Source organism: Salmonella sp. SAL00653, assembly GCF_046552515.1.
GTDB classification, from domain to species: Bacteria; Pseudomonadota; Gammaproteobacteria; order Enterobacterales; family Enterobacteriaceae; genus Salmonella; species Salmonella enterica.
This window is the reverse complement of sequence record NZ_JBGDTY010000008.1, coordinates 62,453-74,512: the sequence shown is the minus strand read 5'-3', so window position 1 is coordinate 74,512 and position 12,060 is coordinate 62,453. Positions and strand designations below refer to the sequence as shown.

10 protein-coding genes are annotated in these 12,060 nt (G+C 51.4%); 3 read left to right on the top strand and 7 right to left on the bottom strand.

Translation table 11 applies throughout. From position 1 onward, the window contains the following. Positions 1-21 precede the first annotated feature (21 nt). The 5 genes from lhgO to ACLJRU_RS11205 form a co-directional block, all read right to left on the bottom strand. The gene (gene lhgO / locus ACLJRU_RS11225) at positions 22-1,290 is read right to left on the bottom strand and encodes an L-2-hydroxyglutarate oxidase (RefSeq protein ID WP_000271897.1); all 1,269 of its coding nucleotides are present in this window, start codon (positions 1,288-1,290) and stop codon (positions 22-24) included. A gap of 25 nt (positions 1,291-1,315) precedes the next feature. Further along, a complete protein-coding gene (glaH, locus tag ACLJRU_RS11220; protein ID WP_000993096.1) occupies positions 1,316-2,293 on the bottom strand; it encodes a glutarate dioxygenase GlaH in 978 nt (325 codons plus the stop codon). 302 nt (positions 2,294-2,595) lie between these two features. Next, on the bottom strand, positions 2,596-4,110 hold the full coding sequence (locus ACLJRU_RS11215; protein WP_000382037.1) for a tripartite tricarboxylate transporter permease: 1,515 nt from the start codon (positions 4,108-4,110) through the stop codon (positions 2,596-2,598). A 10-nt stretch (positions 4,111-4,120) separates the two neighbouring features. Beyond that, on the bottom strand, positions 4,121-4,555 hold the full coding sequence (locus ACLJRU_RS11210) for a tripartite tricarboxylate transporter TctB family protein (protein WP_001574835.1): 435 nt from the start codon (positions 4,553-4,555) through the stop codon (positions 4,121-4,123). A gap of 11 nt (positions 4,556-4,566) precedes the next feature. Continuing rightward, positions 4,567-5,544: a Bug family tripartite tricarboxylate transporter substrate binding protein gene (locus ACLJRU_RS11205; RefSeq protein WP_000744391.1), complete on the bottom strand. Its 978-nt coding sequence runs from the start codon at positions 5,542-5,544 to the stop codon at positions 4,567-4,569. A 154-nt stretch (positions 5,545-5,698) separates the two neighbouring features. Here ACLJRU_RS11205 and tctD point away from each other — a divergent pair, with 154 nt between their 5' ends. The 3 genes from tctD (at position 5,699) to ACLJRU_RS11190 (ending at position 8,921) form a co-directional block, all read left to right on the top strand. Next, positions 5,699-6,373, top strand: coding sequence for a transcriptional regulator TctD (tctD, locus tag ACLJRU_RS11200; RefSeq protein WP_001237934.1), 675 nt, complete (start codon positions 5,699-5,701; stop codon positions 6,371-6,373). Then, positions 6,360-7,775: a sensor histidine kinase gene (locus tag ACLJRU_RS11195; protein WP_000872348.1), complete on the top strand. Its 1,416-nt coding sequence runs from the start codon at positions 6,360-6,362 to the stop codon at positions 7,773-7,775. Before tctD ends, ACLJRU_RS11195 begins: the two co-directional genes overlap by 14 nt. A 132-nt stretch (positions 7,776-7,907) precedes the next feature. Then, on the top strand, positions 7,908-8,921 hold the full coding sequence (locus tag ACLJRU_RS11190) for a HoxN/HupN/NixA family nickel/cobalt transporter (protein WP_023235184.1): 1,014 nt from the start codon (positions 7,908-7,910) through the stop codon (positions 8,919-8,921). Between the two features lie 720 nt (positions 8,922-9,641). Here the strand turns inward: ACLJRU_RS11190 and ACLJRU_RS11185 are convergent. Beyond that, complete coding sequence (locus ACLJRU_RS11185; protein WP_000701514.1) at positions 9,642-10,538, bottom strand: antimicrobial resistance protein Mig-14; 897 nt, start codon at positions 10,536-10,538, stop codon at positions 9,642-9,644. A gap of 292 nt (positions 10,539-10,830) precedes the next feature. Next, positions 10,831-11,760 carry a VirK family antimicrobial peptide resistance protein gene (locus ACLJRU_RS11180; protein WP_000178742.1) on the bottom strand — a complete coding sequence of 310 codons (930 nt, stop codon included), beginning with the start codon at positions 11,758-11,760 and terminating at the stop codon, positions 10,831-10,833. Positions 11,761-12,060: the final 300 nt, after the last annotated feature.

Here is a 12,060-nt window from a genome sequence, read left to right as displayed (position 1 = left end):
AATTGCTTCCTGTCTGAAGGGTTAACGGGTAAATGCGGCGTGTAGTGCGTCCACGCTGCGTGCCGCACGCAGCGTACGTCCGGGGTTGCTCTGGCTTGCGCGTAGCGCCTGAACTTTACTGACGATATGCGCGCCGATAGGTATCGCTGATGTCGCCGCCGGGGAGGGGGCGTTACAGGTGTGAATGGAACGCGGCGTCGTGACAAACAGAAAATCATCAATCAGTTTGCCGTCCGGTGAAACCGCCTGCGCCCGCACGCCTGCCGGCCAGGGCTGGAGATCGTTGACGGTCAGGCTGGGGCAATACTTTTGTACTCGCCGCAAATAGCCGCTTTTGCACAGCGAGTTTTTCATCTCGCCCAGTCCGGAAAGCAGATGGTTTTGCAGTACGCGGCGAATGCCGGCGGAGCGGAAAATCTCCAGGGTGTCGGTGAAGGAAACGTCGCGCTTACGGTAGCCTTCGCGTTTAAGCGCCAGCACCGCATTCGGCCCGACCGTGACACTGCCGTCGATCATGCGGGTAAGATGGACGCCGAGAAACGGCATTGCCGGATCGGGGATCGGGTAGATCAAATGGTTAACGATCCGGTTGTGCCGCGGGGCCAGACGAAAGTACTCGCCGCGGAAAGGGCAGATAATAAAACCGGGCTCCACGCCCAGCATTTTGACCAGCCGATCCGCCATCAGCCCTGCACAGCCGATAAGCGTAGCGGTTTCGATTTCCCGACCTTGCGAGGTGCGAATGACAACGCCAGCGGCATGTTCTGTTAGCGCGCTGACCTCGGCATGGTAGATGATCTCGCCGCCTTTGGCCTGAAAGCGGTTCGCCATGGCCGTCGCGACATCGCGATAGCTGACAATCCCGCTGGAAGGGACAAAAATCCCGCCCAGGCCAATGATATTGGGTTCGCGTTCACGCAGCTCCGCCGCGCTTAACCACTCGCGCTCTAAGCCGTTGGCCGCCGTCCGCTCCCATAGCGCGCGCATCCGCGCCATTTCCAGCTCCGAGGTGGCGACCAACATTTTGCCGCAGGTGTCGTAGCGGATGTTGTTTTGATCGCAAAAGGTTTTGGTCGCCTGATTGCCCGCCAGACAAAACCGCGCTTTGAGGCTGCCGGGCGTGTAGTACACCCCGGCATGGATCACGCCGCTGTTATGCCCGGTCTGGTGGCAGGCTGGCGCGGACTCTTTTTCCAGCAACGCGATGCGCGCATCCGGATAGAGATCAATAAGTTGCATGGCGGTCGACATGCCGATAATGCCGCCGCCGATAATCACAAAATCATACATCCGCGTAATTCCTTCGCCGTGGCGCTTATTGGTGAGTTTGATAATGGCTGGCGGCGTAGGCGAAGTAACCGCGCTGGCGCATCAGTTCGCGACGCAAGTCAGGATGCGGCGTAAAACGATCGCGTCCATGTAGCCAGAACAGATTGTTAATCAGCAGGAATTTGCCGACCGGTACCGGCACGGAGAGGATGTTTTGACTGGTTTCCAGCGCGTCTGAAAGTTCGCTGAGCCAGACGCCTTCTTCAAAGTCTTTTGGCTGGACGAACTGGTCGATATAACGCATGACCGGGCGGCCTTGTTGGTCGACATCAAACACCGGGTGCCAGACGTCATGGCTAACATTTTTGCTTGGCGGCGCCGCCCAGCGCATGACGCGACGCGCCAGCGGATGGGTAAAAAACGACTCCAGATGTTCCCAGTCATCAAGGTGCAGCAACAGCGAATTACCGCCTTCCATATTCTGTTCGTCGATTTTCATCATCAGCACGTAGTCGGTCACCTCCTCAACATAGGTACCGTCATTGTGCAGTTCCATTACGCGGTGGGGCTGGCGCAGATAACTGTCGGAGTTGTCGACGTTTTTGACCACGAAACGCGCGTAGTACTGGCCGCTCATCGCATCGTAGTTGGAGCGACCAATAAGATGCGCCACCGCCGTCGCCAGTTTGACCATCTCTTCTGCCTGTGCGACATCATCGATCCCTTCGGCGCTGATCAACAGCGCGCCTTGTGCACGGTTGAGGAGCGTTTTGATCAACAGCGGTTGTAGCTGATTGCCGCACAGATCGTCGAGGATCTTGCCGATTTTAAAACGTAAGAAAGATTTGTATTCCAGCGCCTGCACCGGCCACTGCGCAACCTGATGAAGAAATTGTTTTGTGGTATCCGCCGTAAACGTTAACGCCAGCAGGCGCGGCGACTGCGCCGAAGGGGCAAGGGTGAAACCAGTATGGCGTTGGGCTAAATCATCTGTGTTCGCTTTTACGGCAGTCAGTGCATTCATCAGAATCATTCCTCTCGGTAGATGGTCAGGGAGACATGGCGATGCTCATTTCGTAGCCATAAATTAAAAATATCGACATTTTCCAGGAACGCGTATGAAATAACCGTTTTTGTTTAATTATTGTGATCAAAAATAACAAATATTTAATAATAAGAAAGGTGAGGTTAACGGCGCCACGAGCCTGACAACGGCAAGAAGGGGTGTAAAATGAGCGAGTTATGGGGAGAGTGATGCTGGCGGGGTTGCCCGGCCTGGCACATGAGCGCGTAGGCCGGACAAGTACAACGTATTTCAGCAGTCAATTAACTGGCGTCAACCTGCGGTTTACGGCTGTGTTTACGGATCAGACGTAACACTGGCGGTACGACAATGACCATGATCGCCATGAGCAGCAGGGCTTTGGCAACGCCGCTTTGCCACAAAATCGCCATATTGCCGTTACTGATGGAGAGTGCGCGACGCAGGTTCTGCTCCAGCATCTCCCCCAGTACGAATCCCAGGATCAGCGGCGACATGGGGAAGTGCATTTTACGTAAAATGTACCCTAACACGCCAAGTGCGACCATCAGCACCAGATCGAAGGTGGTGCTGTGTACCGCATACACCCCTACCGCCGATACGGCAGCGATGGCGGGTACCAGGAACCACAGCGGAATGGTGAGCATACGGGTGAACAGACCGATCAACGGGATATTCATGATCAGCAGCATCACGTTCGCAATCAGCAGCGCAGCGATGAGTCCCCAGACGATATCCGGCTGTTCGGTGAACATCGCCGGGCCTGGCGTGATGTTGTACAGCGTCAGCGCCCCCATCATCACTGCCGTAGTGCCGGAACCGGGAACGCCCAGCGTCAGCATCGGGATGAAGGAGCCGCAGGCAGAGGCGTTGTTTGCCGCCTCCGGCGCCGCGACGCCGCGAATATCCCCTTTGCCGAAGCTATCGCTGTTGCCGCTGAGTTTTTTCTCGGTCATATAGGTAATGGCGCTGGCGATGGTCGCCCCGGCGCCGGGCAATACGCCGACAAAAAAGCCGATTACCGAAGAACGCAGGGTAGTGCCGATACACTGCGCGCCTTCTTTCAGGTTGAACAACATTCGACCCGTTTTGCGGACCATTGTTTGCCCGCTACTGGTATGTTCCAGCATTAAAAGTATTTCTGATACCGAGAACAGGCCGATCACCACGACGATAAACTGTACGCCGTCGGAAAGATGAACGCTGTCAAAGGTAAAGCGATAAACCCCGGTGTTGGCGTCCACGCCGACGGTCGCAAGGCCAAGACCGATCAGTGCTGCCAGAAATGATTTAAGCGGGTTTTGCGCCATCATGCTGCCAAGACAGGCGATGGCAAAAACCATTAAGGCGAAATATTCCGCCGGCCCAAAGGCCAGCGACCATTGCGCCAGTAAAGGGGCGAACAGAATGATGCCGCCGATAGCGATTAATGAACCGAAAAATGAGCTGACTGCGGAAATCGACAGCGCTACGCCGCCTTTCCCTTGCTGCGCCATCGGGTAACCGTCCAGCGCCGTCATGATCGCCGCCGCATCGCCGGGGACGTTGAGCAATATGGAGGAGATCCTGCCGCCATACTCACAGCCAATGTACACCGTCGCCAGCAGAATTAGCGCCGACTCCGCAGGCAGATGCAACGCAAAGGCCAGCGGCAGTAAGATTGCCACGCCGTTGATCGGTCCCAGGCCCGGCAGCAGACCGACGATCGTGCCCACGAAGCAGCCAATCAACGCGATAACCAGGTTTTCCGGCGTCATCGCCACCGCAAAGCCCTGAGAAAGATATATCCAGGTATCCATCGTTGCTCCGTTAACTCAGCCAGGCGCCGAGAGGTAAGGTGACATCAAGCAGCCGGTCAAAGGCATACCACAGCAGAATGCCCAATACCGCGCCGGAGATACCCGCCGCCGGAATCGTGGCGCCGAACAGCATCCCGATAACCATGGTGAGAAGCGCGGTGGCGATGGGAAAACCCAGCCATTCGAATCCCCAGGCATACATCAACAGGATGATGATCATGGTAATTAGCTTTTGCAGAACATGGCGGCGCGGCCAGCTAACCGTGTCGGGATGGCGTAATAACAGCGCCAGCGCGCAGAGCGCCATCAGGCCGATAATCCCCAGCGGAAAAGGGCGGGGACCGACGGGTTCATAGCTGTATTCGCTTTGGATCTGCCAGGCGATGAATAGCCCGGCGATACAGAGCAACAGCCAGATACCCGCAAAGATACGATCGCTCATCATTGCCTCCGCGATTATTTCGCGAGTCCGAAGGCTTTCGCCTGTTCACGGTAATCAGTAACCTGTTTTTTCACGTAGTCATCGAGCTGCTGGCCGGTCATGTCGAACTCAAACAGGCCGCGCAGATCGCGCTGCTTTTTAAACTCGTCGGTTTGCTGGAGCTTCTTGAAGGTGTCCACCCACCACTGGTAATCGGCATCGCTGACTTTGGGCCCGACATAGAAGCCGCGAATAATCGGCCACACCAGGTCGTAGCCCTGTTCTTTAGCGGTAGGGACATTGGCAAGCTGGCCCGGCAGACGATTTTCTGAAAAGACGGCAAGGACGCGGATTTTGTCGCCGCCCAGATAAGGCACCATTTCACTGAGATCGCCGGAGACAACCTGAACATGGTTGCCCATCAATGCCGTCACCGGCTCGCCGCCGCCCTCAAAGGCAACGTAGCGCATCTTGTGCGGGTCGACGTTCGCCTTTTGCGCCAGCAACGCCGACTTCATCCAGTCCTGGCTGCCAATAGAGGCGCCAGCGCCGATGACCACGCTGTTGGGATCTTTTTCCATCGCCGTCATCAGATCTTTCAGCGTTTTCCACGGGGAATCCGCACGCACGGCGATCATGCCGTAATCAGTGCCCACGCTTGCCAGCCAGCGCACATCGTCCACGCCGTAGCGACCAAATTTCCCCTGCGACAGGTTGAGCAGCGAACCGCCGGAAAAGGCGACCACAGTCCCGGGTTCGCCAGGGCGTTGGGCGACTATCGCGTTATAGGCCACAGCGCCGACGCCGCCGGGCATATACGTTACCCGCATAGGTTTCTCGATAGCGCCAGTCTCCAGCAAACTCACCTGAATCAGCTTACAGGTGAGGTCGAAACCGCCGCCAGGTTTGGCTGGCGCGATACATTCCGTTCGCGACGGCGCCTCCTGCGCCAGAACAGAGGTACTCATTAATAAAATGCTTGCAGTAAGGGTACGAATTAATTGTTTTTTCATTTTTTATCCTCACGCCGGACGTCCGGATTTTTCAGGTTCGGAAGAAGATTTTTGTGATTATGTGAGCCGACATGTAGCAGTTCGGTTGCGTGATTGTTAAAACAATAACCTTTCAATTCCCTTTCAATGCGGCAGAAACTTTACAGGATGTGATATGCGTCTCTTATTGGCGGAAGATAACCGTGAGCTGGCTCACTGGCTGGAGAAAGCGCTGGTGCAAAACGGCTTTGCCGTGGACTGCGTATTTGACGGCCTGGCGGCTGACCATCTTCTGCACAGTGAAATGTACGCGCTGGCGGTGCTGGATATCAATATGCCGGGAATGGATGGACTGGAGGTGGTGCAACGGCTGCGTAAACGCGGTCAGACCTTGCCCGTTTTGCTGCTCACGGCGCGAAGCGCGGTGGCGGATCGTGTAAAAGGTCTCAACGTCGGCGCCGATGACTATCTGCCGAAACCCTTTGAACTGGAAGAGCTGGATGCTCGTTTACGGGCCTTGCTCCGACGCAGCGCTGGGCAGGTTCATGAAGTTCAGCAACTGGGTGAATTGATCTTTCATGATGAAGGGTATTTTCTGTTACAGGGACAGCCGTTAGCGCTGACGCCGCGTGAGCAGGCGCTCTTAACCGTATTGATGTACCGACGAACGCGGCCGGTTTCGCGTCAGCAGCTTTTTGAACAGGTGTTCAGCCTGAACGATGAGGTAAGCCCTGAAAGCATCGAACTTTATATTCATCGACTGCGTAAAAAACTCCAGGGAAGCGATGTACGAATTACGACGCTGCGCGGCCTGGGTTATGTGCTGGAGCGCGGCGATGAAGTGGGTTAAGCCGCAATCGTTGTACCTGCAACTCTTACTGTTCCTGGGGTTGCCGCTGATTCTGCTATGGGGGCTGTCGGCGTTTAACAGCTATGTCAATGCGCTACAGGCCGCCACTCAGGCTTATGATCGTACGTTGCTCTCCTCGGCGCGAACGGTATCGGAACGGCTGGTGGTGCGCAATAACCATCTGGAAGTTAACGTGCCCTGGGTGGTGCTGGATAGCTTCGAGCTTAATATGAATGATCGACTCTATTACAAAGTCGTCGACCCTTCCGGAAAGGTCATTTCCGGTTATGACGATCTGCCCGTCATGCCGCCCGCTACGCCCCGTACCCGGCTTTATCCGGCGCTGGCGTGGTTCTATCATACCGAGTATCGCGGCGAGGCGATCCGCGTGGCGCGTTTGCTACAGCCGGTCAACGAAGGCGGCATTATCGGCATGGCGGAGATTTATGTCGCAGAGACGCTGCAGTCCCGTCGTTATCTGGCGGGCCAACTGCTGTTCTCTTCCTGGATCTCACAGGGGCTGCTGGTGTTGCTGACCCTGGTGCTGGTTGGCTGGTTATTACGCCGGATCCTGCGCCCTATGCGTCAACTTTCGTCATTAATGGTACGCCGCGAACCGGGTCTGCTAACGCCGCTGCCGGAACTGCTGCCGTGGTCGGAAACACGCTTGTTAATCGTGGCGTTTAATCGCTACATTGACAGGCTCCGCGGCATCCTTTCCCGGCAGGAACGCTTTAGTGCCGATGCTTCTCACCAGTTAAAAACGCCGCTGGCGGTGTTAAAAACGCAGGCGGCGGTGGCGTTAGCCAGCCAGCACCCTCATCACTGGTACGAAAGTCTGCAGGCGATGAGCGTAACGCTGGATAGTACCATTCAGCTCACGGAAAGATTGTTGCAACTTTCTGCGGTAAAGCATAAAGAGCAGGGCGAGCGGCGCTTTTCACCGGTGAATCTGTACGATATCGTACAGAGCGGCTGCTTTACCCGCCTGGCGCAGGCGCGGAGTAAACATATCGACCTGGGCTACGAAGGCGAACAGGAAGCGATGTGGATCGAGGGGGATGAGGTACTGCTTAGCGAGCTATGCGGAAACTTGCTGGATAATGCGCTGAAATACACGCCTGAGCAAGGCATCGTCACCGCGCGGCTTGAACGGGATGGCGATGCCGTGACGCTGGTTGTCGAAGATAGCGGCCCCGGTATTGATGATGAACACATCCATCTGGCGCTACAGCCGTTCCACCGGCTCGATAACGTAGGAAATGTGGCCGGGGCGGGCATTGGTCTGGCTTTGGTCAATGATATCGCACGCCTGCACCGTACTCATCCCCATTTTTCCCGTAGCGAAGCGTTGGGAGGGTTATACGTTCGGATACGCTTTTTAAGCCTTGTCCCGCAGTAATGCGCACAAATGTGTCAGCGGTAAAGCACGTTTACAAAAAGTCGCATCTTGAGGTGTGACGTTTTAATCAAATGATCATACATTCCCCCTACAAACCGTAGCGTTAATTAAAACTATAGTGGGTGCAGGGGCATGAATAATCATACTAAACGACGGGGAATAGCATTAACCGTCTTTCTTGTCGGGGTTAACATCCTGGCCTGGATTTGGGCGTTCTGTGTTTTTCATCACCATGCAGTCATGCTAAGCGCAGCCATACTGGCGTATAGCTTTGGGCTGCGTCATGCGGTTGATGCCGATCATATCGCAGCCATCGATACCGTCACCCGTAAACTGATGCAGCAGGGTAAAACGCCTTTAGGCGTGGGGGCGTTTTTTTCATTGGGTCATTCGACCATTGTCGTTCTGGCATGTCTGGCGATTGTTGTGACGTCGATGGCATTTCGCGATCGTATTGATGTTTTGCATCAATATGGTTCGTTGATTGGTACGGCTGTTTCCGCTTTTTTTCTGCTGGCGATGGCCCTGCTTAACCTGTTTATTTTGTTCAACGTCTGGCGGCAATTTCGCTCGGTTACCCGCGGCGAGTCAGTGAGGGCGCCTGACGAGGCGATACCTGGCGGGCTGATGACGCGTATATTTCAGCGTACGTTTCGTTTGGTCACTTCCAGTTGGCATATGTATTTTGTCGGTTTTCTGTTTGGTCTGGGATTTGATACCGCAACCGAGGTTGGGTTGCTGGGCATTTCCGCTTCAGCAGCCAACCAGGGGCTATCTCTCTGGTCGATGATGATTTTTCCTGTGCTGTTTACCGCCGGGATGGCGCTGGTGGATTCCCTGGATAACTTTGTCATGGTCGGCGCTTACGGTTGGGCTTTCTCGCATCCATTACGTAAGCTTTATTATAATATGACCATTACAGCCGCATCCGTCATTGTCGCGCTGGCGATTGGCGGGCTTGAGGCGCTGGGGTTGATTGATGATGCGTTACAGTTAAGCGGAACATTTTGGCAGACCGTAAGCACGCTTAACGATCATATGGGGAACGTGGGCTTCTGGGTAGTGGGGGCTTTTGTGCTATTCTGGCTGCTCTCGTTGTTGAATTATCGCTGGCGCGGCTATGATAAAATCACCCTCAATACCTGATTGATTTCTGTAAAAATAGCATTTCGGCAGTGGTGTCATATCATTGCCGAAGCATTTTATCTCCTGAGAGTATATTCTTCCCGGTAAGTGCGTTATTTTTCATGCTTGCCTTTCGTTATCAATTTAAGCAATCCGATATAACATACAATACCAAAAATAATAATAACAGTTGTATACCCAAGAATCAGCCAGTCTGCATGTGTCATAATATAATCCAGTTATCAGGTATCCCGTGTTAAGGCGATCTTTAAGCCTGTTGTCAGCAAGAACCACTGTACCCGTTCAGTGCTGTTGGCAATAACGTATTGTTTATGCACAAGAGCGTTGTTACAAATAACGTATACATTGAGCATAGACCCCACCCGCATTTTTGTAATGCCATAAAGCAAGGCTACTCCTTTAATCTACTGACGGTATGCCAGGCCAGAAGAGATAAAAGGGTAGTTGTCATCATCATCTGTTCCTGACGCTAGGTTAATGACACACACATATGAAAATGTATAACCGCTGCACGCTTTTTAGCACGTTATCTGTAACATACCGTGTTAATCAATTCCATAAAACCGAGTATAGTGTAAGTGAATTTCGAGTAATTGTCATTATGATTATATGGTTGTTAACTTATTTTTTAAATTCTGATTAAATTTCGTTTTTTATCAGTTCATCAGGATTTATGAAAAATCTGGACGTAAAAAACATATTTACGTCCAGGCTTTCTTTTTAGCAAATCGATTTTCCGGTAAAATAGGGGGTCGACCACATGCGCTTATATTCCCATTCAGGCTTTAGTATGCCGATGGAAAAAAGCAATTTTTTTTGTCTTTCCTGGCAGTAATGTCTGGCACGGCTAATATTTAGCCACATTAGTATGCTGCCGGGACTGAGTGGCCTGCACTCATTTTTAATTGCACCATTAGATACGTCAAAGTAGACGTTCATCTGGCTTTCAGATTTCAGTACAATATCAAATGCACAGGGTATCCCTTCAATATAAAGAATATGCCCAAACAGAAGGTGATGCAGTTGACTAAAAAAGTTGGCAAGGTTATCAGCGGGATAGCAGGATGAAGTATTGCCGAAACGAGACCGAAATAACTCGATAAAAATATGAGTCAGTTCATCAGAAGAACAATCAGCAACGCTTTTTACACTTCCGCCTTTTTTAAGAAATCGCTGATATTCATTACGGCGTGTTTTTTCAAACTTAGAAGAGAACGCTTCTTTGACCAGACAATTTTGTTTTTTTCTGGTGAGTTTCCATATGGCATTGCGTATTTGTGGCTGGTGTAACGCCGAAAGTCGGTTAGTACGATCGGGTAAGAAGCAGCGTAAATCTGGTGCCATTGGAATAAGTATCTCATCTGACGATAGCGGGAAGGTTCTGCGCGTCAGGATGCCAATATTCTGATCATTACAGATAAAGTAGGCGCCTTTAATCTTATCATCTTCTTTATAGTGGAAGAATTTAAAATGCCAGTTATGGCGCTTCATAAAATAATCAACAATATCTGGGTGCATATTGATACTACCGCCGTATTGCGTAAACACCTCCCGGTATAGGGTAAAGGAAGACGGCTGCCAGCGGGTTAATATACGCTTAACTTCTTGTATTTTCACCAAAACTCCTGACTTGGTTTACTGAAAATTCTATTTTGTATTATTTTTTTGCTTAACCAAATAAAAATGTGACAAATGTTTAGCTTGTATTTAATGGTTAACATGCTAATCGATGGCGTTATGGTGAAGGGAATAAGATTAAGATGTTGATCATAGCATGAGTGAAAGCGACGGTTAAATGCCGCGCTATTCACTCGCAAGCCATTCTGTATTTAACCATCCAGTAGCGATACAGATTTCAAAAGATCCGCTGAACGGTAGCAGGATCTGCACATCCGCGTATGAAATAGTTCTACCGGGAGAGGCTGTTGACCTCTTGTATTATTGTATCCAGAATATGATAGCGTTTCCGATACTCTGCGCGTTTTTTGCTGGGGATACTTTCAGGCGCTTTACGCATCACCTGTGATGGCAGATGATATAAGGCACCTTTCTTAACGCCGTTTAGCGACTCCCAGAATTCACTATAGCTGGCCACAAAAGTTTTTTTCTTCTGGAATAAGTACCGGAGTTGACGATAAACATGGTTGTTTTCACTGACCGCATAAATCTCGTCGACATTACAGGCCTGCATCAATGTCGCAAATGCTTCATACAGCATCCGTTTAGGAAAGAGACCGTAACAATCTTTGGTGGCGTTACGTATGACTTGTGGGCCGATATGTTTACTGGGCCCTTGTAACCCGGCAACCAGCGCTATTTGCTTCCCTTCATGGCGGATAAAGGAAAATGATAAACGTGCCAACGGCGTATCATTGAAGCACAGCGTTAATGTCAGTTCACCTTCTCTGTCATAGCCACAGGGACCGCAGTAGATATCTACCAGAGCACCGTTTTTTCCTTCCAGGTGAGCGAGTAAGATTTGTTCCTCGGACAGGAGGATCTTTTTAATTTTACTTTCCGGAAAGGACTGAACGAACTGGTAGTGTTCCAGAATAGCCCTTGCCCGGCAACGTATGCTAAGTCCGGTATACAAATAGGGCCGCTGGATTTTTGCCGGCAACAGTGGACGATGAATGATCAGCGTTCTGGGCTGAGACAGATGGCATAATTCATTGAAGTATTTAATTGTCGTTACGGGGTTAATAAGGCAACGTAATACAAATTTATAGCGAAACTTACGCTCTCCCCAGCGTTTATGGCGATAAGGCGTCTGCGCCATGACTTCTTTTAACATTAATAATGGATTATATCTTTCCATATCACTTTGCTGCATCGTCATACTACGTCCCTACTACTCGATAGACTTATAACCGAGACGATAGCCTGATTGAGTTAAACGTAAAGGCAACGAAGAAGGCCTGTACAGACGACGTTGTTAAACAGTTTATCAATGGCGGCAATAAAACGCCTGAACACGCTTTTTAATAGGTTTTCTGCTAATGAGTGGGATGAGTCCTGAACGTAGTATTAAAACGAATGCCGTGTTTATTATTTTAAATAATGTTATATACTCTAAATAATTTGAGTTGCAGGAAGGCGACAAGCGAGCGAATCCCCAGGAGCTTACTAAAGTAAGTGA

Coding starts and splice junctions, on each gene's coding strand:
- ACLJRU_RS11210 (WP_001574835.1), bottom strand. CDS start 4,555: ATGATGAGCGATCGTATCTTTGCGGGTATCTGGCTGTTGCTCTGTATC.
- lhgO (WP_000271897.1), bottom strand. CDS start 1,290: ATGTATGATTTTGTGATTATCGGCGGCGGCATTATCGGCATGTCGACC.
- ACLJRU_RS11205 (WP_000744391.1), bottom strand. CDS start 5,544: ATGAAAAAACAATTAATTCGTACCCTTACTGCAAGCATTTTATTAATG.
- ACLJRU_RS11180 (WP_000178742.1), bottom strand. CDS start 11,760: ATGACGATGCAGCAAAGTGATATGGAAAGATATAATCCATTATTAATG.
- ACLJRU_RS11195 (WP_000872348.1), top strand. CDS start 6,360: ATGAAGTGGGTTAAGCCGCAATCGTTGTACCTGCAACTCTTACTGTTC.
- ACLJRU_RS11190 (WP_023235184.1), top strand. CDS start 7,908: ATGAATAATCATACTAAACGACGGGGAATAGCATTAACCGTCTTTCTT.
- ACLJRU_RS11215 (WP_000382037.1), bottom strand. CDS start 4,110: ATGGATACCTGGATATATCTTTCTCAGGGCTTTGCGGTGGCGATGACG.
- tctD (WP_001237934.1), top strand. CDS start 5,699: ATGCGTCTCTTATTGGCGGAAGATAACCGTGAGCTGGCTCACTGGCTG.
- glaH (WP_000993096.1), bottom strand. CDS start 2,293: ATGAATGCACTGACTGCCGTAAAAGCGAACACAGATGATTTAGCCCAA.